Consider the following 21,180-nt stretch of genomic DNA (forward strand, 5'->3'; position numbering starts at 1 on the left):
CGGTAACCAGCCCGCGGCCGCCCCACGTACCGGTCCGCGGGTGTGTTCTCTTGCGCCAACGGAGGCCGCCCCATGTCCAGACGTGCCCGGATCCTCTCCGCCCTGCTCGCCACCACGGTGGCGAGCGTGGGCCTCCTGGCCTCAGCCGCCGACGCCACCCAGGTAGCCGCTCAGCCGTCGGCCACGTCCCGCGGCGTGACGATTCCCGCCTTCTACACCCCGCCGACGACGCTGCCCGCCACCAACGGCGCGCTGATCCGTACCGAGCCGCTGCGCCTGGCGCTCTCCCTGCCCGGCATCAACGGCCCGCTGCCGGGGCGCGCGACCCGGATCATGTACAAGTCGACGGACAACAACGGCCAGCCGGTCGCGGTCACCGGTACCTACCTGGCACCGACCTCGGCGTGGAAGGGCCCAGGCGCGCGGCCGCTGGTGGTCTTGGCGCCGGGCACGATGGGCCAGGGCGACCAGTGCAGCACCTCGCTCGCCCTGCAGAAGGGCCTGATCCTGGGCATCGGCGGCGGCCGGTCCACGGTCTCCATCGGCTACGAGGTGCTCGCGATCTACGGGCTGCTGGCGAAGGGCATCTCGGTCGTCCAGACCGACTACGTCGGCCTCGGCACCACCGACCGGCTGCACACCTACGTCGACCGCGTCGACGAGGGACACGCCGTGCTGGACGCCGCCCGTGCCGCACGGAACCTGACCGGGACGTCGCCCGCCGTCGGTTTCTACGGGTACAGCCAGGGCGGTGGCGCGGTCGCGTCAGCCGCCGAGCTCCAGTCGACCTACGCGCCGGACGTCCCGGTGAAGGCCACCTACGCCGGTGCGCCGCCCGCCAACCTCGCCGACGTCACCGCGGCGATCGACGGCACCGAGCTGGCCGGTGCGATCGGGTGGGCGGTCAACGGGTTCGTGCAGTCCGAGCCGACGCTCGAGCCGCTGCTCGACCGGTACCTCTCCGACGCCGGCCGCACCGCGCTCAAGGACCTGTCGACGATGTGCGTCGGCGACGCGATCTTCGCCTACGCCAACCGCAAGACGTCCGGCTGGACGAACAACGGGCAGTCGATCGGCAGCATCCTCCAGGCCGAGCCGGCCGCCAAGGCGTTCATCGACTCGCAGCTCATCGGTACCACCAAACCGACCGGCGTCGTCCGGGTGGCGACCGGCATCAACGACAACCTCGTGCCGCACGGCCAGGCGCGGACGATGGCGGCGGACTGGTGCGGTCGCGGCGGCGACGTCGTCTACGCCCCGATCAACCTGCCCAAGACTCCCAGCCCGCTGCTCAACCACTTCGGGCCCTTGCTGTCCGACCAGGGCACCGCGGTCAACTGGCTGACCGACCGTCTGGCCGGCCGTCCGGCGACCTCCACCTGCTCCACGCTGCCCCAGCAGCCCTGATCCACGGGTCGGCCGGCCCCGAACGGGGCCGGCCACCTTCCCGCGTCGGCTAGACTAACTCCTTAGCTAAGGAGGTCCGACCATGTCGGATGACGCCCTCGAGCACTTCAACATGCACGACGCCAAGACCCATCTGTCGCGGATCATCGAACGCGTCGAAGCCGGTGAGGAGATCGTCATCGACCGCGCTGGAACCCCGGTGGCGAAGATCGTCCCCCTGGTGCGGCGCGTCGACCGTCGTCGGATTGGTGCGCTGGCCGGACGGGTCGACCTCTCCGGCGACTGGGATTCACCGGAGACCAACGCCCAGATCGCCGACGATTTCGGCATCCCGTCGTGAGCCTTCTCCTCGACACCCACGTCGCGTTGTGGGCACTCGCCGCCCCCGACGAGTTGAGCGACGAGTTCCTCGACCGGCTGCGGCACGACCCCGACATCTATCTCAGCCCGGTGACGCTCTGGGAGATCACGATCAAGCAAGCCGCGAGGATGCTCGCCGGCCCGGCAGACCTCGCCGAGTTGGTCCGCGACCTCGGCTTCCGGGAACTGCCCATCACCCACTCCCACGCACTGCTGGCCGGACGACTTCCCCTGCACCATCGCGATCCGTTCGACCGCGTGCTCGTCGCCCAGGCCACCGTCGAAGGCCTCACGCTGGCCACGCGCGACGAGCACATCCCGAAGTACGACGTCGCCGTCCTCGCGGTCTAGGGTCCGGGCGGAGCGCCGCCCGGACCGCGTCGGCGTCAGCCGTCGAGGCGCGCCACTCGCACTCCCCAGGCCGGGAGTGCGCAGTGCTCGGTCACGTCCTCGCCGGTGAGGACGTCGACCAGCCGGCCCGGCGCATCCGGTACGACCGTCTGTGGTTCCGGCGAGAGCGAGACGAACCAGACGAACCGCGTGCCGTCCTCGTGTTCCAGGCAATCGACCGTCACCAGCGGGCTGTCCACCCGCACCGGTGCGCGGACACCGGCCTCGGCCGCGAGCGCGCGGTAGACGCGCCACACCTCGTCGTCGGGGTGCGCGTCCGGGCGCACCGCGCCGAAGTACTCGAACGGGACCGTGCCCAGGTAGAGCGATCCGGCGCCGATCCGACGCCGCACCAGCACCGGGCGGTCGCCGGCGTCGGCCAGAACCACCTCGGCGTCGGTCACCGTGACCGGCAGGAACGCCTGGTTCGAGCGGGGACCCGCGGGGTGGAACGTGAGCGTCGAACCGGCCTTGAGATCGCCCAGGTCAGCGACCGCGGTCACCTCGATACCCTCGGCGTCGCACAGTTCGTTCAGGCCGTACCGGAGCCGGTGCCGGACCCCGAAGAGCGGCTCGAGGTCGGGCCACCACGCACCGCGCTGCCCGTCCCCCGCCCCGGCGAACCATCCGACGTAGACCGTGCTCCCGGCCTCGGCCCGCTCGGCGAGCGTGCGGAACGTCGGCCCGGTGAGCGCCTTGGCCGACGGCACCAGCAGGAGCTCGGCGTCCGGTACCCCCGCCGACTCCCGAACCAGAGCCGGCGCCAGATCGGCGCGCTTGGCCGCGAGATAGGCGTGCAGCGTGATCTCCGGGATGATCGTCCGCTCGACCGGATCGATCATCGGATGGTCGGTGTCCAGGTACGACGGGACGAGAATCGCCGTGCCGGTCGTCGCTCGGTGGCACCGGGCCAGGTCGACCGCACCGACGACGTCGGCGAACGCCGCCAGCTCGCGCAGCGCGGGCTTCGGGGTTCCGTCCGCGGTGGTCAGGCCGAAACCCAGCTCGTAGAGGTGGTGCCGGTACGGATCGGTGTCGGCCAGATCGAAGTCGGTGTTGTTCCAGCCGATCCACCCGGTCGCGCCGGCCAGCAGGCTGTGGTGCAGGACCTGGCGGTAGTAGTCGGCGGCGTGGTCGTCGGCCACGAACGCCGAGGTCACCCCGAACTCCTCGAGCACGACCGGCTTGCCGACGTGGCACAGCTCGCAGACGAACGCCGCCCGGACGAACTGCCGGAGCTGGTCGTCGCCCATCGGGTAGGAGTGCGGGCCGATGAAGTCGACGACGTCCTGCTGATCGGCGAGGCGGAAGCCGTTGTCCGCGCCGGTCACCTCCATCGTCCAGGCGCCGTCGCCGAGCGAGACCGGCAGCTCCGAGCCGCCCGCACGGACGGCTTGCGCGCAGAGCAGGCCCCACGCCCGCGCGTACTCGCGCGTCGTCGGCCCGCCGTAGAGTGGCATCTCGTTGGAGATCAGCCACCCGCGGACGGCCGGGAATCCGCCGAACCTGCGGACCGTCTCCCGGATGTAAAAGGCCTGCTGGCCGAGCATGAATCCGTCGGCGTAGAGGTCACGGCCGTGGCGCCACGGAACGTCCCAGTTCTGTCCCGACATGTGCCCGACGACGAACGTCGGGATCGTGCCGATGCCGACGTCCTCGCAGGCGACGAGGAAGCGCTGATACCGCTCGACGTACTCCTCGTCGAGCTGATCGGGCACGGGCTGGAGGTCCGGCCAGTAGAGGAAGGACCGGGTCACGGTGAGCCCGTGGCCGACGAGGGTGGCGAGTTCCTCGCGGACGATCGCATCGTCGTACTGCCGCCACATCAGCGGACCGCCACGGCGGGACCAGTAGTTGACGCCCACCCACGGCGTCGGTACGGACAGGTGGCGGCTCGGCCGGGTAAGGCTCACACGAACTCCAGTCATTTGGTCGCACCGGCGGTGAAGCCGTTGTAGATGAAACGCTGCAGCGCCAGGAACACGAGGAGCGTCGGCAGGATCACCAGCAGGACACCGGCCGAGATCACCTCCCACTCTGCGCCGAACGGGCCCTTGAAGCGGAACAGTGACGTCGACACGACCGCCAAGTCGCGGTCGGGCATGTAGAGGAAGGGGATGTAGAACTCGTTGTACATCGTGATGCCCTTGATGATCACGACGGTCGCGATCGCGGGCTTGCACAGCGGCAGGATGATCCGCCAGTAGATGCCGAATTTGGTCGCACCGTCGAGCTCGGCGGCTTCGTCCAGCTCCCGCGGAATGCTCTGGATGAACTGCCGGAAGATGTAGATCGCGATGATGTCGGTACCGAGAAAGAGGACGATCGCCGCCCAGCGCGTGTTGAACAGCTGCAGGCCGGTGACGACCTTGAACGTCGCGACCTGCGTCGTCACGCTCGGAACCAGCGTGGCGAAGAGGAACAGCGCGATCACCGTGCGCCGGAACCGGAAGTCGAACCGATCCACCGCGTAGGCGGCCATCGACCCGATCAGCACCGTGCCGGTGAGCGCGACCGCCAGGATGACCGAGGTGTTCCACAGCGCGCGGAGCATTCCGCCCTCGTCGAACGCCGTCGCGAAGTTGCTGAAGTTGAGCCAGTCGCGCGGCGGGGTGAACGGGCCCGTTCGGGTGTACTCGTCCCGGGTCTTGAACGCGGCGAGCACCAGGACCAGCATCGGCAACAGGACGACCAGGCTGGCGGCGACCAGCGACAGATACCTCACCGCCGACGCCGAGCGCGCACGGACGGTCATGACAGGTCCACCCTTTCGTCCGGGGCGATCCGCCGCTGGATCCACGTCACCAGGACGACCAGGACGAGCAGCACCACCGCCATCGCCGACGCGAGGCCGTACTTGCGGAACTTGAACGCGAAGTCGACGGTCTGGGTGACGAACGTGGCGCTGTCGTTCGCGCCGCCGGTCATGATCCAGGGGATCTCGAAGACCGACAGCGATCCGGAGATCGCGAGGATCACCGACAGTCCGACGACCGGCTTGATCCCGGGGAGGATCAGGTAGCGAAACTGGTGCCAGCGATTCGCGCCGTCCAACTCGGCGGCTTCGTAGAGCTGGCCGGGGATCGACTGGATCGCGCCGAGGAACAGCACGAAGTTCAGCCCCGCGTAGCGCCAGATCGACGTACCCGCCAGCGAGTAGTTGACGGTGCCGGCGTCCCCGAGCCACTGACGGGACAAACTCTCGAGACCGAGTGCGCTCAGCGTCGCATCGAGCGTCCCGCCCGGCTGGAAGAAGTACAGGAAGATCATCGCGATCGCGACGCCGTTGATCAGGTACGGAAAGAACAGAATGCCTTTGAACAGGTTCCGGAAACGCACGTTGAAACTCAGGATCACCGCGAAGTAGAGCGCGATCGCGATCTGGATGATCGACGCGCCGACGTAGTACAGGCTGTTGCGGAAGACCAGCAGCAGTTCGGGGCGGGTGCCGAGCTCGACGTAGTTGTCCGGCCCGATGAAACTCTTCTCGGGCGAGAGACCGTCCCAGGACGTCAGGCTGTACCAGGCTATGTTGACCACCGGCACGTACGTGAACACGACCAGGAACGCCAGCGGTACCAACAGGAACAGGTAGGGCGTGAGCGTCCGGGCGATCGTCCGCCTGCGCACGGCCGGGCGTACCGGGCTCGTCGACGCCGGCGGCGTTCCGACCCGGTCGCGGATTTCTGGTGGCGAGGCCATGTGAGTCCTCTACGAAAGTGGGATCCGGGTGCCCGGCGCGCGGGCACCCGGATGACTCCTACTGGGTGCTCTTCCGGGCCTTCGACCAGCGCTCGTTGAGGTCGTCGAAGATCGCTTCCTTGGACTCCTTGCGCGCGCCCCGGGCCGCGTCCACCAGCCGCTGCCGGTACTTCTGGTCCAGCAGCCCGATCTCGGCGGCCGCGTCGATCCGCTTGTCGAGCCCTTCTTTGCCCTCCGGCATCGGGTGGAGCTCGAAGTACTTGACGCCCCACTTCGTGAAGTCGTCGAGGGTCTTCGGCATCGGATCGCCGATCTTGGGCGAGAGGCCGCCCTGGTCAGTCGCGTAGCCCGACTCGTCGGCGAACCACGTCACCCAGGCCCGCGCCGCGGCTTTGTGCTTCGAGTTGATGTTGACCGCGTTCTTGTAGTCCCCCGAGATGACCGAGTGGAACGCGCCGTCCACCTGAGTCGGGAAGGGCAGGAATCCGACGTCTGCCGGGTCCTTCGCCGCACCCTGGATCTGGCTGATCGCCCAGGAGCCCAGGCGCATCGTCGCGATCTTCCCGGTGGCCAGGTCGACCTTCGACGCCTCCCAGTTCGTCGTGGTCGGGTCCGCCTCGATCAGTCCTTGCTGGACGGCGTCGTAGAGGAGCGAGTCGATGACGAAGTGCTCGCGGCCGGGCGCCCAGGGCGTGTCGTCCAGCACCAGTTCGTTGACCGCGTTGGGGTTCGCGCTGACCGCACCGCGGTCGGACTCCCACATGGTCAGCGGCCAGCCGTCCTTGTAGTTCGTGTACAGCGGGGTGGCCGCCGTCTTGTCCTTGATCGCACGCAACGCCGCCAGGAACTCGGCCGGCGTCTTCGGCGGCTCGGTGATGCCCGCCTCCCGCCAGATGCGCTTGTTGTAGACGAAGCCCTGGGCGTTGCCGACGATCGCGATGCCGTAGACCTGCTTCTGATACGTCTGCTCGCTGGCGACGAACCGGTACTTCTCCTCGAGCTCGTCCACCGTGCCGAGCGGCTCGAAGAACGAGGGCAGCTGGTCGGCGGTGACCGAGTTGGGAATCAGCAGGACGTCGCCGTAGTCCGGCGAGTTCATCCGGATCCGGACCTCTCCCTCGTAGTCGGTGATCGCCTCGAACTTCACCGTGACGTCCGGGTACTTCGCCTCGAACCTCTTCTTGTAGTCCTTGAAGACGCTGTCGACGATGTCGGTGCGGTTGGTCAGCACGGTGATCTCACCGGAGGGTGTGGCGCTGCCGTCGTCGCCACCGCCACACGCGGTCAGGGCCATTGCACTTAACAATCCAGCCGCAAGTCCTGCGGCGATCCGCTTGAGCATGGGGGTTCCACCTTCGAAGTCGGCGTTGACCTGGGGATACGAGGTGCTGAACGCGCTGCGACGATTCACTGAACCGGATAAGCTCCAGAACCTAGGAGGGTTCCCTCCCCGCTGTCAATGGGCGAGGATGAACCCGCTGGAAGCCTGGTCGTTAGACTCGGCGAACTGAACGGATCAAGCGGCACTGAACGTTAAGGAGATCCATGGCGAAACGGCCGACGAGCGCCGACATCGCCCGGGCGGCGGGAGTGTCGAAGGGAGCCGTGTCGTACGCGCTGAACGGACAGCCCGGCGTCTCCGAAGCCACCCGGGAGCGCATCCTGGCGATCGCCGCGGAGATGGGGTTCCGGCCCAACCTCGCGGCGCGCGCGCTGAACGGGGCCAGTGCCGGAACCATCGGCCTGGCGCTCTGCCGCCCCGCCCGGGTGCTCGGCGTCGAGCCGTTCTTCATGGAGCTGATCAGCGGCATCGAGGCTGCGCTCGCCGAGCGTTCCTACGGCCTGACGCTCCAGGTCGTGCCGGACCACGCCGCGGAGATCGCGGTCTACCGCCGGTGGTCGGCCGAGCGCCGGGTCGACGGCGTCCTCATCGTCGACCTGCACCGCAACGACGACCGGATCGACGTGATCCGCGAGCTACAACTCCCCGCCGTGGTGATCGCCGGCCCCGGCGATTTCGGCGGGTTGCCGCAGGTGTGGTCGGACGACGCCGCCGCGGTCACCGAAGCGGTCGAGTACCTCTGCGCGCTCGGGCATCGCACGATCACCCGGGTCGGTGGCATGCCCGAGCTGCTGCACACCGAGATTCGCACGCGGGCGTTCGCCGAGGTCTGCGAGCGGCTGGGCGTCCAGCACGCGGTCACCGTCCCGGCCGACTACACCGCCGAGGAAGGCAGCCGGGTCACCAGACGGGTCCTCAGCGCGCCGGGCCGCCCGACCGCGCTGATCTACGACAACGACTTGATGGCCGTCGCCGGGCTGGCGGTCGCACAGGAGATGGGCATCGCCGTCCCCGGCGAGCTGTCGATCGTCGCCTGGGACGACTCGATGCTCTGCCGGATCGTCCACCCGCCGCTCACCGCGCTCTCCCGGGACGTCCCCGCGTACGGCACCCACGCGGCACACCGATTGCTCGAACTGATCGCCACCGGTACGACGACGAGCCTGGAGGACGTCGCCGCGCATCTCGTGCCACGGGGCAGCACGGCGACGATCAGCTCGGTACGCCCCGATTGACGGCGCTCCCGGGTCAGGTCTGGCGGGCCGCGCACTCTCGCGACCAGAACACTCCGTGGCTCTGGTAGTTCGACAGGGTGCCCAGCGTGTAGGCCTCGCCGCGCTCATTGAGCGGATCCGGGATCGTGGCCGGGTAGCTCTCCGCGCCGGGGATCGAGAGCTGCCGGAAGCCGGTCGGCGCGGGCAGCTCGACCGTGCGCCCCGCCTGCCAGAGCCAGACCTTGCCCTGCCCCATCGGACCGGCGTAGACGAGCACCTGCCCCTGGTTGTTCAGCGCGACCGGGACCACTTCACCGTCGGGCGTGTCGGCGCCGAACGCGCCCAGGTCCCGGTACCGGCCGTTGAGCTCGCGGATCACCACGTGCCTGGTCGCGCCGGACGTGAGGGTGCCGAGAATCCGGCCGCGATCGTCGAGGTCGACCGGGGCGAACTCCCCGTTCGGTGCGGTGAGGACGGTCAGACGTCCGTTCTGCCAGAGCCAGCTGACGCGCTTGTCGCCCTCGACCGTCGTGCTGTACCCGGTCACCTGGCCCCGCACGTTCAGCGCGGTCGCGACCGTCGAGTCGTGCGAGCCGCCGAGTGGCGACGTGATGTCCCAGCGACTGGCTCCGTCCCACACCCAGCTATCAATCCGCCCGAAGCCCTGCTCGGGGTCGGACCGGCCGACCGCCCAGCCGCGTTCGTTCAGCGTCGCCGGCGCGGTGAAACGACGCCCGTCCGGCGCCGGGATCGGGGTGAAGCGCCCGGCCCGCCAGATACCCAGCGGACCTCCCAGCTGCACCAGCGCGTCGCCCCGGTCGTTGAGGTCGTACGCCTGCGAGGTCCCGTTCTCGTCCGGGTTGAGCTTGGTCGGCTTGCCTTGGGCGTCCCACAGGATGACGTTGTCGACCCGCAGCGGCTCCGTCCGCCCGGTGCCGAGCACCTGGCCCCGGTTGTTGATCGCCGCCGCCTCGCCGTAGGTCCACCCGCCCTGGTCGAGAACCGTGAGCGCGCCGTCCCGCCAGACGAACGGCCGCTCCTGGTGGTGGGTGGGCGTCCATAGGTTCACCGTGCCGACCAGCTCGCCGTGGTCGTTCAGGTCCCGGATCCGGCTGGGCTCGGTGGCGCTGCGGCCGACGTCGACGCTCGTCGTCCCGGCGGAGCAGGACGGTCGCACGGCGGCCGGCAGCGACGCGGCCTCCTGCGCTCGGCTCACGCCCGGCGGTCCGGCCGCGGCGCCCGGCGGCGCGGCGACCGTCCCAGTGAGGACCAGAACGGTCGTACTGATCAAGCCGACCACCAGTCGCTGCGCCACACCGCACTCCGTCCGTAGTGGACCCCCGGTTGCCGTCAGGGTAGGGGGCGGGCTCCGCCGGTACCACTCCGTACCGATCCAGCACCGCAACCGTCCGCCCGCGGACGGTAGAAAGCAGTGTGACCTCAACGCTCGCCGGCTCCACCGGTCCGTCGAACCGCTCCGGCATCGCGCCCTTCCACGTCATGGACGTGTGGGCGGCCGCGGCGGAGCGGCAACGGACCCGGGGCGACCTGATCAACCTGTCGGCCGGGCAGCCGTCCACGCCCGCTCCCGCGCCCGTGCGGGCGGCCGCCGCGGCCGCGCTGGAGACCGAGGTCCTCGGCTACACCGTCGCCCTGGGCATCCCGGAGCTGCGCGAGGGCATCGCCGCCCACCACCGCCGCACCTACGGCATCGAGGTCACCCCCGACGACGTCATCGTCACCACCGCCGGATCCGGTGGGTTCCTCCTCGCTTTCCTCGCCGCGTTCGACGCCGGTGACCGCGTGGCCATGGCCAGGCCCGGCTACCCCTGCTACCGCAACATCCTCACCGCGCTCGACTGCGAGGTCGTCGAGCTGCCGTGCGGGCCGGAGAGCCGGTTCCAGCCGACCGTCGCGATGCTGGAGGAGCTCGACGAGCCGGTACAAGGCCTGATCGTGGCCAGCCCGGCCAACCCGACCGGCACGGTCCTCGCGCCCGGCGAGCTGGCCGCGCTCGCCGCCTACTGCGCGGAGCACGGGATCCGCCTGATCAGCGACGAGATCTACCACGGGCTCCGCTACCCGGGCGCGCCCGCGACCGCCTGCGCCTGGGAAACCTCGCGCGACGCGATCGTCGTCAACTCGTTCTCGAAGTACTTCTCGATGACCGGCTGGCGGCTCGGCTGGCTGCTCGTCCCCGAGACGCTGCGCCGCGCGGTGGACCGGCTGGCGGGCAACCTCACGATCTGCCCGCCCGCCCTGCCCCAGCACGCCGCCGTCGCGGCGTTCACGCCCGAGTCCTACGCCGAGGCCAACTCCCACGTCGAGCGGTACGCGATCAACCGCGCCCTGCTGCTCGACGGTCTGCCGAAGCTCGGCATCGACCGGCTCGCCCCCGCCGACGGTGCGTTCTACGTCTACGCCGACGTCGGGCACCTCACCGACGACTCCATGCGCCTGGTGTACGAGCTGCTCGGCGAGACCGGTGTCGCGGTGGCGCCGGGCATCGACTTCGATCCGGTGGAGGGGCAGCGGTACGTCCGGCTCTCGTTCGCGGGCGCGACCCAGCCGATCGAGGAGGCGTTGGAGCGGCTGCGGGGTTTCGTCGCCAAGCGCGCCTAGGGCGGCGACCGACTGCAGGTCCGATATCCGCGATCAGAGCGCCCGATACCGGTCCTGTAGTCCGGTTCTGAGGGAACGAGCCGGGATGCGTGTGCATTTTTGTCTGCTAGAGCCTGCATAACTGCACACGCATCAGCGGTGCTGCCGGGACCTGCGCCGCGCTTCGAGTCGGACCCGGCGCACTTTCGTGAACAACGCACTAGGCGGTGATTCGCCCGTCGGGTGAATCGGGCTCGAGGGCACGAACACGACGTCCGATCGTCGCCAGACGATCGGATCGGGATCCACCAGGCTGCTTTCCGGAGGGCTGAACGCGGCCCGCTCACGTCGAATTCCACCGGAAGGAAACCCATGGATCTCCAACTCGCGAATCGGGTCGCGGTCGTCACGGGCGGATCGAAGGGGATCGGCCTCGCGATCGTCCGGACGCTGCTCGAGGAGGGCGTGCGGGTTGTCGCGGCGTCTCGCAAGAGCAGCGCGGAGCTGGAGGCGCTGGCCGACGACGCCCTGACCCACGTCGAGGCCGATCTGATGGATCCGGAGGCGCCTGCCCGCGTCATGGAGCGTGCCGCGGAGGTCTACGGAGGGCTGGACATCCTGGTCAACAACGCCGGCGGCCCGCCGCCCGGGGTGACCCTCCCGCGGGCATCGTTCCTCGACGCCTCCGACCAGGAATGGCGCGCGGTGTTCGAGTTCAACCTGTTCTCCGCGGTGCGCGCCATCCGTGCGGCGATCCCGCTGCTGCGGAAGCGGGGCGGCGGCACGATCATCAACATCTCCTCGGTCAACGCGCGGCAGCCCTCGCCGCTCAACGTCGACTACGGTGCCGCCAAGGCCGGCCTGAACAACCTGACGAAGGTGCTCTCGTCCGAGTTCGGGCCCGAGGGAATCCGGGTCAACACGATCTCCCCCGGCCCGGTGCGCACCCCGTGGTGGACCGACGACGGCGGCGTGGTGGACATCATCGCGTCGCGGACGGGCACCGACCGGGACGACGTCATCGGCGCGCTGGTCCCGGAGATGATGAAGCTGACCACTGGCCGCGTCGTGGAGCCGACGGAGATCGCCGACATGGTGGCGCTGCTGGCGTCACCGCGCTCAGCCAACACCACCGGCGCCGAGTTCGTCATCGATTCGGGCCTCCTGAAGGAGCTGTAAGCGCTCCCTACGAAGGGTCGTCGAGCAGCTGGACGAGGGCGTGCCGGCCGACGGCCGCCAGTGCGGGTTCGTCCGTGTGCGACGCCAGCGCGGTGCCGAGGTTGAGCGCCCATCCTTCGGCACGTCGCCAGGTGTCGGCGTCGACCCCGGCGCCGAGGCGGCGGACGAAGGTAGCCCGGGCGGGTGGGTCGAACGCCAGCCAGGCGACGGCCACGTCGGTGGCCGGATCGCCGGCGGTGACGTCGCCGAAGTCGATGACCGCGGCGAGCTGGCCGGTCGGATCCGTGATCAGGTTGCCCGGATGGAGGTCGCCGTGCAGCCACAGTGGCGGGCCGTTCCACGGCGGCGTGGCGACCAGGTCGTCCCACCGGGAGCGGAGTGCCTCGGCGTCCGGCATTCCGGCGAGGCGCTCCCGGACCACGGCCGACCGATCGGCCAGCGGAACGCCCCGGACGCGGTTCCGGGGAGCGCCCGGTGACGCCGGAACGTGCAGAGCGACCAGGAAATCGGCGAGCGCGGCGGCGAATCCGCCGCGCTCGGCCGAGGTCAGCGCGGTGGCCGGTGTGCCGGGTATCCAGCGGGTGATGATCCAGTGCCACGGAAAGTCCGCGCTGGGAACCCCGACCCGCAGCGGCTCCGGGATCGGCGTCGGCACCTGACGCGCCAGCACCGGCAGCCACCGCACCTCGTTCTCGATCAGGTCCGCGGCGGCGCGCCGGTGGGGCAGCCGCACGCAGAGTTCGTCACCGAGGCGGTAGAGCACGTTGTCCCATCCGGAGGACACCGGCTCGAGCGGACCGGCCAGGTCCGGGTGCTGCCGCGCGACCAACCGCGCGACGAGATCGACGTCGACCGGAATGTCAGCCGCAGGACGCATCACCTCTCCAGTGTCTACGGTTCCTGGTCGGTAAACGCTCCGCTAACGGGGGCGACTCACGGTGGAGCCATGGAACCCGAGCCCGCACCAACCCACACCGGACCACCGCTCGAGCGGAGTGCGCCACGGACCCTGCTCGAAGCCCTCACCCCACCCGCGGCGCCGAGCCCGCCGGTCGGGACACACCTCGGCACACTCGTCCGCCCGGACGATCAAGTGCGGCTGCGCATCGACCTGGTCAACGGCGCGATCGACGCCGCCGGCGGCACGATCGTCGCCACCGTGGCCGGCCGGCCGATCCGCCTGGTCCTGACGTTCGGCCCGCAGCACACCGTCGAGGCGACCATCGCCGCGACCGACACCCTGCCGGCCGCCGCGCAGGGCCAGCGCCAGGCCGCGCCGTCCCGGATCAGCCTCACCGTTCCCGACGGCACGCCGTTCACCGTGGCGACCCTGCTCGACCTCGCCGCCTTCGCGCTGCATCTGGACGGCCGGGCCGACGGTGGAACGAACAGCGCCGAGCCGACGGCCGACGTCACCGCGATCGAGGTCCCGACCTCTCTGGTGCTCTCTCCGACCGGCCGGGGCCCGGCCAAGGGCCGCTTCACCGCGGCGACCACCCCGGTCACCCACGACGACGTGACCGAGCTCTGGCGCGCCCGCCTCGGCGTGTTCGACGGCACCGCGGTCGTCGAGCCGCCGGCGGCGCTGCCCGCGGTACGCGCCATCTGGAGCCGCCCCGGCGACCCGCCGTTCACCCGGCCGGTCGACGAGGACCAGCGCGCCCTGCTCGTCGAGCAGACGACCGGGCCGGGAAGCGAGCCGATCACCGTCAGCCAGCTCGCGCTCAGCTCGCACGGGGCGTTCGCCGATCTCGACGGCGCTTGGGCGACCGGCGTGCTCGCCGCCTACCAGCAGCGGGTCGTCACCGGCCGGGACGTCCACGTGGAGGTGGTCGAGCGCGGCTACCTGGCCCCGTGGGGCCTGCGCGCGACCCTCACGACCCTGACCGAGCGCGTCTTCGAGCCCGACGCCGCCGGGGACACCACCGCGGCACTCGTGCAGGACGTCTACCTCGCGATCAGCGAGCCGACCACGGACTACCCGCAGGAGTTCATGCCGTTCGAGGGGCGGAAGCTGCCGTTCCTCTCCGTGACCGCGGCCGATCCCGGGTCCGGCCCGGTCGGTAAGGACCGCATCGTCCTGCCCAACGGCTCGTCGATCAACCGCGACAAGGCGTGCGTGCTCACCCGGGACGGCGCCGATCTGGCCCTCACCTGCACCGCCACCGACCGCACCGGCCGCGCGAGCGTCACGTTCTCCCTCCCGGCCGTCTTCGTCGCCGACAGCGAGGCGTACGAGGCGGCCGAGACGGTCGGTGGTGAGCGGACCGTGCTGGCCAAGCTGGCCACGTGGTACGGCGCGGCCGACGAGCCGGCCCGCCAGGAACTCGCGCTGGGTGGTCAGGCCGTCGGCTGGGCCACACCCTCGCCGGACGGCGAGGCCGGATCGGTGCAGACCACCAACCGCATCCGTCTCGCCCTCGACCGGCCCGACCTGACGGACACCACCGCGGCCGCGGTCGAGGCCCGCCTGCGCGAGCTGGGGCGCCCCGCCTTCTACCCGGCCGTCGACGCCGCTTTCATCGTGGACGTGGCTTCGGCCACCACCCTCGGCGGCGACCCGCCGGAGACCGAGGTGACGGTGGCCCAGCGCTGGCTCGACTCCGGACTCGAGCCGGACAACGTCGACCTCGGCTACCTCGACCTGGCCACGCCGACCGTCCTCACACCGACGATCGAAGCCACCGGCATGATGTCGGCCGCACTCAACGTCGACACCTACGGCCAGCGCCGCGGCGCCGGGACCGCACCGGTCGGCGGGGGCCGGTCGTGGGATCCGCTCGACGCGCTCGCCGGCCTCCCCAAGTTGCTCGGCAACCTGGCACTGGCCGAGCTGGTCGGCCGGGTCGACGACGTCGCCGACGAACTGCAGGCCAAGGGCTTGCCGACGCTGCGCGTCGAGGTGCGGCCGGGTGCAGAACTGGACGACCCGCCGGTCGGCGTCTGCTTCCACTTCACCTGGGAACCAACGCTGAAATCGTTCCCGGCGGAAGGCGACGAGCCGCGGACGTTCGTGGTGACCGCCGACTTCGAGGACGAGGACGCGCTGAAGGACCTCCCCAAGCCCTTCGGCGGCGACGAGACCCACGCCCGGCTGGCGCTCACGACCTGCCTTCCGGAGAACTCGACGTCGTTCGAGGCGACCCTCGAACGGTTCGCCATCCAGCTACCGCCCTCGATACCGCCGCTGGTGCCGGTCGTCGCGATCCTGTTCGACCAGGTGAAGTTCACGACGACGAACGGCTCGTCCAACGTCGACACCGACATCGCCGACTGGCTGTTCATCGGCCCGCTGAACTGGCTGGAGCCGATCAAGGACTTCGTGACCGAGGTCCTCGGACTGGGCGCGGCGACGTTCGACGGCGGGATCTTCGTCAAGTACGGCATCCCGATCCCGGGCCTGACCCTCGGCGTCCTGACCGTGGACGGCCTGCGCCTCGACCTCGGCATCGACCTGCCCGACTCCGGCGCCAGTTCGATCGACTTCGCGATGTGCACCCGGGACGACCCGTTCACGATCACGATCATGGGGTTCGGCGGCAACGGCTCGTTCGGGCTGGAGGTCGACGCCAGCAAGATCGTGCTCATCGAGGGATCGATGGCCGTCACCTACGCGCTGGCCGTCGACATGTTCATCGCCAGCGCCGCGCTGTCGGCGTCGCTCGGCGTGTTCGTCCTGTACGAGGACGACGAGGTGACACTCGGCGCCTACGCCGAGCTGCGCGGCAGCGTCTCGGTGCTCGGCCTGTTCGAGGTGTCCGGCAAGGTCACCGTCGGGCTCCTCTACAACGTCACCACCCAGATCCTCCGGGGAGTGGCCGCCGTGACCGGCGAAGTGTCCTCGCCGTTCGGCAAGAAGGAGGTCACCCACGACGTCGAGGTCGAGGTGGCCGTGGGGAACGGCAACGGTGCCGCCAGGCGCCTCGGCGCGGCCGCTCCCGGCGACACCGCCCTGTCGTTCGCCGACCACTACTCCCAGCCCGAGTGGACCGCCTACTGCAGCGCCTTCGCGGCGTGAGGAGCCCTGATCCCGATGCCTGAACGCCACCTCCTGCCGATCCCCCTGCCCCGTGGTCGCACCGGCAACACCGGCCACCTCACCGTCTACTTCTCCCCCCGCCTCCGGGAGAAGGGCCCACTCTCCGGCTACCCCGACTGGCGTCAGTGGGCGACCACCGTCAACGCCCTGACCCTCCGGGTGGTGGTCGACGGAGTGCTGACGACGCCGACCCGCGTCACGCCCGGCGCCGAGCCTGCGCTGTGGAACGCGGTGTTCGCCCCGAACACGCCGGTGAAGGCCCACCGGCCGACCGACTGGACAGCGACACCGCTGGAGACGATGCCGGTGAGCGACTTCTCCGAGGCGGTGCTCGCCCTCTACGCCCGGATCGCCGCTGACCACCCCGACGCCCCACCGACCGGCGACAACCTGCTGGCTCTGCCCGAGGCGCTGTTCCTCGCCGACCCGGACGGCCCGCTGACCGAGGCCGTCGACCACGTCCGTCCGATGACCGGGGACCGGCTGGAGGAGGCACGCGACCCGGAGTGGGACTTCCACGAGCTGATCAGCCTGCTCGGCCATCACCCGGAGCTGCTCCGGTACCTCGGCATCGCGGTCGACCTCCAGGTCGCCCTGCCGGCCAACCCGACCACGGTGGTCGTGCGCACGAACTACGAGAACATGTTCGGCGCCGACGCCCACGAGGTGTCCGTCGCGATGGCGACGACCCCTGCGTTCCTGGCCAAGCCGAATCCGGATCCGGAGTTCACCGAGCAGATCGACGGGTTCCTGCGGCTGCGGACGCAGAAGGCGTTCCTGTCGATCATGGACATCCACTCCACCGCCGCCCGGCTCCAAGGTCTCGACGGCCGGCTGCCCGACCACCCCGGCACCCTGCCTGCGCTGACCACCCGGGCCCTGACGCTGGTCCGGCCCGACCTGCTGGCCGCGTTCAAGAACCGCAACGAGCGCCAGGGCGAGCTGGAGAAGCAGGTCAAGGCCGAGCTGGGCGGCGGTGCGCCGGTCCAGGTCTTCGCCGAGGACGTCTCCGTCGGCCTGCGCATCGACGTGCTCGCCGACGACGTGTGGCGCAGCCTGTTCCAGCGCCGAACCGACACCGACGGTTACCACTTCCCCCGCGACCCCGCCCTGGACCGGGTGCCGAAGCCGGACGAGGCGTGGGTGACCACGCAGCTCGTCACCGAGCTGATCGAGAACATCCCCGACGCCAACGAGGACCGGGACGACCCGATCGAGCGGCCCGCGCTCCGCCGCCTCGACGACCAGCTCTACCGCTGGGACGGTTGGAGCGGCGCGGTCCGGCCGCCCGGGGGCGCGGTCGACGGTGCCACCGGAAAAGTCGCCGAGCTCGATGCGGACGAACCTCGACTGACCGACCCGGTGCAGTTCAGCGCCGGCTACGGGCTGGTGCCGGCCACGCTCCCCCGCCTCCGTTTCGGCGAGAGGTACGCGATGCGGGCCCGCTGCGTCGACCTGGCCGGGAACTCACCGGCGCTGGCCGCACCCACCCCACCGGGCGCCGACACGGTCGGTGAGACGTTCGGCCGGTTGGAGCCGATCGCCGCCCCGTTCGTGGTGCGGCGGGCGGAACGGCCGGTGCCCGGCGTCGGGGACGAGGCCGTCACGCTGGTGCTACGCAGCGACTACGACCTCGACGACAGCACCGTCGCACCCGCCGAACGGCTGCTGTTCCCGGGGCGGGTCGGACAGGACCTCTGCGAACTGCACGGCGAGCCGAAGGGCGGCGCCGATCCGGCGAGCTACCAGGTCATCGCCGACCGCGACGCTCGCGCACCGCACGACGGGTGGACCCGCGATCCGGTGACGGGCGAGCCGATCGCCGCCGGGGACGCTGCTCAGCAGATCGCCTACCTCTCCGATCCGCTGGTCAGCCGCTTGCGCGCGTTCCACCACGGTCAGCGCAAGGAGTTCCACTCGACGGTCGAGGGCACCTGGCCCGCCGTGACCTCGTCCAGGGTGGAGGCGGTGGCCGGCACGACCGGCACCGACGTCAACCCGGACGACGACACCGACCTGCGTTTCTCGGTGGCGAAGGCCGACATCTGGACCGTCGACCTCAGCTACGCCCCGCGCGCCGGCGAGGTCGAGAAGCTGGGTCTGTGGCACCAGCTCACCCCGGCGGACCAGACTGCGCTGCGATCCACCATCGAGGACGGTGGGCACTGGATGTTCTCGGCCCGTCGGCCGGTGCAGCTGGTGCACGCGGTGCGGCGTCCGTTGCTCGCGCCCCGGGTCCTCGACTGGACCGGCGTCCGGACCGACGACTCCACCGCCGTCACGATCACCGCCGACGTCGAGGTGGAACGGCGCTCGACCGAACGATTCACGCTGGCCGCCCGGTGGACGGACCTGGTCGACGACCTGACCCAGCCCGGCCCGGCGCCCCGGCCCGGCGGCGCAGCCCTCGGACGGTTCCTGACCCCGCGCGCGGTCGGTACCGAGTTCGACGTCGTGGCGCACCGGGCCGAGTTGGGCGACACGAAGCGACACCTCGCCCTCATCGAGCTCGAGGCGTTCAGCAGCTTCAGTGCCTACTTCACCGAGGAGCGCTCGGTGACGGTGGCGACCAACTCCGTCCTGGTGGATCGCCGCGGCTTCGCCGGCGGCACGGTCAAGGTACGGGCCGCGGACGGACGTAAGGCCCGGCTCGGCCCCGACTACACCGTCGACGCGGCCAGGGGCACGATCACCCGGACACCCAGGGGCGATCTGACGGTCGGCGAGCTCGTCACCGTCCGGTACGTGCCCCTTCCGGTCAGCCGGAGCAGCGGTGAGCACCCGGCGTTCGAGGTGCTGTTCCTCAACACCGCGACGCCACCGCCGCCGGTCGTGGCCGACGTGGTACCCGCGTTCGCCCGATCCAGGAGGCCGGTCGTGGACGGCGAGGACGTGACCCACGACGGCACCGTGGTGCGGCTCTACCTGGAGCGGCCGTGGAACGTGACCGGTGACGGCGAGAGCCTCGCCGTGCTGGTCGAGCGGACTCCGGGAGCGGCACCGGCCGCGACGTGCGTCGGCCGGGACCCGATCGTCGGCCCCGACGACGCGACCACCGCCCTGTCGGCCGCCTCGTTCCCGAGGGCGACCCGGACCGTCGACGCCGGCGACGGGGTGCACGACCTCGCTCTGCACGCCGTCGCGTACGACGAGGGAAGCCGACGGTGGTACGCCGACATCGCCGTCGCCACCGGGCTGTACCGGCCGTTCCTGCGGTTGGAGGTGGCCCGCTACCAGGCCGACTCGGTGCCCGGTAAGAGCCTCAGCAGCCCGGTCACGGTGGAGCCCGTCCGGCTCGGCGTCGGGCGGTCGGTGTCGGTACGGGCGGTCGGCGACAGCTACGACGTCGTCGTGACCGGGGTCGAGCACGGCGGTGTCCCCTCCGAGGGCAGGAACCCGTCGTTGGTAGCGAACGAACTGGTCGTCGTCCATCAGCAGGCCGACCCGGCCATCGCCGACGAGGACCTCCGCTGGCTCACCGACGTGCAGTCGGTCGTGCTGACCCGGTCGGCGGACCAGACCGGAAGCACGTGGTCCGGACGGGTCGCCGTCGCCCCGTCCGCGACGCCCCAGCGGTTCGTGATCGAGGAGCTGGAGCCAGCGCTGGTCGGCGCTGCTGACGCCGTCGTCACCGGCCGCGTCGTCTACACCGAGGTCGTCGCCCTCCCGGCCGGCTGACGTCCGCGCGCCCGAGCTGTGCCCGGCCCACCGGCCGGGCACAGCTCACTCGGCCTGCGGGCTCGTGCACTCTGTCGTCCGCGGAACGGACGAGCGGACCCGCCGGTGGTTAGCGTGAGACGACGAGAGGGCTGGAGGGCGGCATGGCGCGGCGGATCACCGTTCCGGTGCTCGGTGCTGCCGTGGCGATCCTGGCGTTCCCCGGCGTCGCCTCGGCGCACGGGACCACCGGCACTGGCCCGACGACGGCGAGCTTCTTCCGGTCGGGCGTCGAGCACATGCTGCTCGGCTGGGATCACCTGCTGTTCGTCGCCGGTGTGCTGATCCTCGCGGCCGACGCGCGGCGGGCCGCGAAGCTCATCTCGGTGTTCGCCCTCGGGCACAGCGCGACGCTGATTCTGGCCACGCTCGCCGGCTGGCGGGTCGACGCGGCGCTGGCCGACGCGGTGATCGCGCTGAGCGTCGTGTTCGTCGGAGCCGTCGGGCTACGCGGCCGTCCCCGGCGCTGGCGCTGGTTCGCCGCCGCCGTCCTCGGCTTCGGCCTGATCCACGGGCTCGGCCTCGCCACCCGGCTGCAGGAACTCGGATTGCCCCGCGAGGGCCTGCTCCCCCGGGTGCTGCTGTTCAACCTCGGTGTCGAGGTCGGCCAGTTGGTCGCGATCGCCGTTCTGGTCGGAATCGGCCTGGTGGGGCGCCGGGTCACACGCTGGACGGCGCGGTGGGAGCCGATCAGCCAGATCGTGCTGATCGCCGCCGGGCTGGTGGCGGTCTGGCTGATCGCCGTCTCCTGGGTCGACCAGCGGAACGCCGGAGCCGCGTTCGCCGCCAGCGACTGCCGGCTGGGCGACCGCACCGAGCTACTCTGGGCGGCTCCGGCCGCAGCGGTCCCGAAACCCTTCTACGGTCCGGACGAGACCGCGCCGGACGACGCGTTCGCCTACGTCCTCACCGAGGGCTACGTCGTCGTCGTGTACAGCCCACGGCTCTCCGAGCGCCACGTCGAACGTCTACGGGACTTCATCGGCGCCCGGGACCGGATCGCGGCCGGGGCCGCACCGGGCCAGACCCAACCGCTGAAGGCCGTCACCAGCTACGGAACCCTGACCTGTCCCCGGTTCGACCTGGCGTCGCTGGGCTACTTCGTCGATCGCTGGGCGAGCGACCCACGCTCCCGGCCTTTCCAGTGAACTCCGGCCGGCCACCGCTTGGCGCGGCGGACGATCGTGCTGCACCATGACCCAATCCCGGCCGCACTCAGTGTGAGGACA

The 21,180-nt window shown here is 70.6% G+C and carries 15 protein-coding genes; 9 read left to right on the forward strand and 6 right to left on the reverse strand.

The window, feature by feature from the left end:
• Positions 1-72 precede the first annotated feature (72 nt).
• From ABEB28_RS03620 to ABEB28_RS03630, 3 genes are all read left to right on the forward strand, one after another.
• Entirely contained in the window at positions 73-1,407 is a 1,335-nt protein-coding gene (locus ABEB28_RS03620) for a lipase family protein (RefSeq protein WP_345726497.1), read from the forward strand.
• A gap of 82 nt (positions 1,408-1,489) precedes the next feature.
• A complete protein-coding gene (locus ABEB28_RS03625; protein WP_345726498.1) occupies positions 1,490-1,747 on the forward strand; it encodes a type II toxin-antitoxin system Phd/YefM family antitoxin in 258 nt (85 codons plus the stop codon).
• Positions 1,744-2,118 (forward strand): type II toxin-antitoxin system VapC family toxin, encoded by a 375-nt coding sequence (locus tag ABEB28_RS03630; RefSeq protein ID WP_345726499.1) that lies wholly within the window; start codon positions 1,744-1,746, stop codon positions 2,116-2,118. Before ABEB28_RS03625 ends, ABEB28_RS03630 begins: the two co-directional genes overlap by 4 nt.
• A gap of 35 nt (positions 2,119-2,153) precedes the next feature.
• On the opposite strand, the gene ABEB28_RS03635 is transcribed toward ABEB28_RS03630, so the two are convergent.
• From ABEB28_RS03635 to ABEB28_RS03650, 4 genes are read right to left on the reverse strand one after another with little or no spacing between them, the layout of a single operon-like run.
• The gene (locus ABEB28_RS03635; RefSeq protein ID WP_345726500.1) at positions 2,154-4,070 is read right to left on the reverse strand and encodes a beta-mannosidase; all 1,917 of its coding nucleotides are present in this window, start codon (positions 4,068-4,070) and stop codon (positions 2,154-2,156) included.
• An 11-nt stretch (positions 4,071-4,081) separates the two neighbouring features.
• The gene (locus ABEB28_RS03640; RefSeq protein ID WP_345726501.1) at positions 4,082-4,912 is read right to left on the reverse strand and encodes a carbohydrate ABC transporter permease; all 831 of its coding nucleotides are present in this window, start codon (positions 4,910-4,912) and stop codon (positions 4,082-4,084) included.
• Positions 4,909-5,859 carry a carbohydrate ABC transporter permease gene (locus tag ABEB28_RS03645; protein ID WP_345726502.1) on the reverse strand — a complete coding sequence of 317 codons (951 nt, stop codon included), beginning with the start codon at positions 5,857-5,859 and terminating at the stop codon, positions 4,909-4,911. Before ABEB28_RS03645 ends, ABEB28_RS03640 begins: the two co-directional genes overlap by 4 nt.
• A 58-nt stretch (positions 5,860-5,917) precedes the next feature.
• On the reverse strand, positions 5,918-7,153 hold the full coding sequence (locus ABEB28_RS03650) for an ABC transporter substrate-binding protein (protein ID WP_345726503.1): 1,236 nt from the start codon (positions 7,151-7,153) through the stop codon (positions 5,918-5,920).
• Between the two features lie 251 nt (positions 7,154-7,404).
• Between ABEB28_RS03650 and ABEB28_RS03655 the strand changes: the two genes are divergently transcribed.
• Positions 7,405-8,436: a LacI family DNA-binding transcriptional regulator gene (locus ABEB28_RS03655; RefSeq protein WP_345726504.1), complete on the forward strand. Its 1,032-nt coding sequence runs from the start codon at positions 7,405-7,407 to the stop codon at positions 8,434-8,436.
• Positions 8,437-8,449: 13 nt separating this feature from the next.
• Here ABEB28_RS03655 and ABEB28_RS03660 read toward each other — a convergent pair whose 3' ends face one another.
• Positions 8,450-9,730 (reverse strand): hypothetical protein, encoded by a 1,281-nt coding sequence (locus tag ABEB28_RS03660; protein WP_345726505.1) that lies wholly within the window; start codon positions 9,728-9,730, stop codon positions 8,450-8,452.
• Between the two features lie 185 nt (positions 9,731-9,915).
• Between ABEB28_RS03660 and ABEB28_RS03665 the strand changes: the two genes are divergently transcribed.
• Together ABEB28_RS03665 and ABEB28_RS03670 are read left to right on the forward strand one after the other, a co-directional pair.
• Positions 9,916-11,037, forward strand: coding sequence for a pyridoxal phosphate-dependent aminotransferase (locus tag ABEB28_RS03665; protein WP_345726591.1), 1,122 nt, complete (start codon positions 9,916-9,918; stop codon positions 11,035-11,037).
• Between the two features lie 351 nt (positions 11,038-11,388).
• Positions 11,389-12,195 carry an SDR family NAD(P)-dependent oxidoreductase gene (locus tag ABEB28_RS03670; RefSeq protein ID WP_345726506.1) on the forward strand — a complete coding sequence of 269 codons (807 nt, stop codon included), beginning with the start codon at positions 11,389-11,391 and terminating at the stop codon, positions 12,193-12,195.
• Between the two features lie 7 nt (positions 12,196-12,202).
• On the opposite strand, the gene ABEB28_RS03675 is transcribed toward ABEB28_RS03670, so the two are convergent.
• A complete protein-coding gene (locus tag ABEB28_RS03675; RefSeq protein ID WP_345726507.1) occupies positions 12,203-13,072 on the reverse strand; it encodes an aminoglycoside phosphotransferase family protein in 870 nt (289 codons plus the stop codon).
• A 69-nt stretch (positions 13,073-13,141) separates the two neighbouring features.
• Between ABEB28_RS03675 and ABEB28_RS03680 the strand changes: the two genes are divergently transcribed.
• The 3 genes from ABEB28_RS03680 to ABEB28_RS03690 all read left to right on the forward strand — a co-directional run bounded on the left by ABEB28_RS03680 (position 13,142) and on the right by ABEB28_RS03690 (position 21,099).
• Positions 13,142-16,213 carry a hypothetical protein gene (locus ABEB28_RS03680; protein WP_345726508.1) on the forward strand — a complete coding sequence of 1,024 codons (3,072 nt, stop codon included), beginning with the start codon at positions 13,142-13,144 and terminating at the stop codon, positions 16,211-16,213.
• A 15-nt stretch (positions 16,214-16,228) separates the two neighbouring features.
• Positions 16,229-19,912, forward strand: a complete 3,684-nt coding sequence (locus tag ABEB28_RS03685; RefSeq protein WP_345726509.1) for a hypothetical protein — start codon at positions 16,229-16,231, stop codon at positions 19,910-19,912.
• 143 nt (positions 19,913-20,055) lie between these two features.
• Entirely contained in the window at positions 20,056-21,099 is a 1,044-nt protein-coding gene (locus ABEB28_RS03690; protein ID WP_345726510.1) for a HupE/UreJ family protein, read from the forward strand.
• Positions 21,100-21,180: the final 81 nt, after the last annotated feature.

The sequence above is a fragment of the Cryptosporangium minutisporangium genome, assembly GCF_039536245.1.
GTDB lineage: Bacteria > Actinomycetota > Actinomycetes > Mycobacteriales > Cryptosporangiaceae > Cryptosporangium > Cryptosporangium minutisporangium.

What these genes read in the sequence shown, in the direction of transcription:
- ABEB28_RS03620 (WP_345726497.1), top strand. Translation starts at nt 73, where the DNA reads ATGTCCAGACGTGCCCGGATCCTCTCCGCCCTGCTCGCCACCACGGTG.
- ABEB28_RS03625 (WP_345726498.1), top strand. Translation starts at nt 1,490, where the DNA reads ATGTCGGATGACGCCCTCGAGCACTTCAACATGCACGACGCCAAGACC.
- ABEB28_RS03640 (WP_345726501.1), bottom strand. Translation starts at nt 4,912, where the DNA reads ATGACCGTCCGTGCGCGCTCGGCGTCGGCGGTGAGGTATCTGTCGCTG.
- ABEB28_RS03645 (WP_345726502.1), bottom strand. Translation starts at nt 5,859, where the DNA reads ATGGCCTCGCCACCAGAAATCCGCGACCGGGTCGGAACGCCGCCGGCG.
- ABEB28_RS03650 (WP_345726503.1), bottom strand. Translation starts at nt 7,153, where the DNA reads ATGGCCCTGACCGCGTGTGGCGGTGGCGACGACGGCAGCGCCACACCC.
- ABEB28_RS03655 (WP_345726504.1), top strand. Translation starts at nt 7,405, where the DNA reads ATGGCGAAACGGCCGACGAGCGCCGACATCGCCCGGGCGGCGGGAGTG.
- ABEB28_RS03665 (WP_345726591.1), top strand. Translation starts at nt 9,916, where the DNA reads ATGGACGTGTGGGCGGCCGCGGCGGAGCGGCAACGGACCCGGGGCGAC.
- ABEB28_RS03670 (WP_345726506.1), top strand. Translation starts at nt 11,389, where the DNA reads ATGGATCTCCAACTCGCGAATCGGGTCGCGGTCGTCACGGGCGGATCG.
- ABEB28_RS03675 (WP_345726507.1), bottom strand. Translation starts at nt 13,072, where the DNA reads ATGCGTCCTGCGGCTGACATTCCGGTCGACGTCGATCTCGTCGCGCGG.
- ABEB28_RS03680 (WP_345726508.1), top strand. Translation starts at nt 13,142, where the DNA reads ATGGAACCCGAGCCCGCACCAACCCACACCGGACCACCGCTCGAGCGG.
- ABEB28_RS03685 (WP_345726509.1), top strand. Translation starts at nt 16,229, where the DNA reads ATGCCTGAACGCCACCTCCTGCCGATCCCCCTGCCCCGTGGTCGCACC.
- ABEB28_RS03690 (WP_345726510.1), top strand. Translation starts at nt 20,056, where the DNA reads ATGGCGCGGCGGATCACCGTTCCGGTGCTCGGTGCTGCCGTGGCGATC.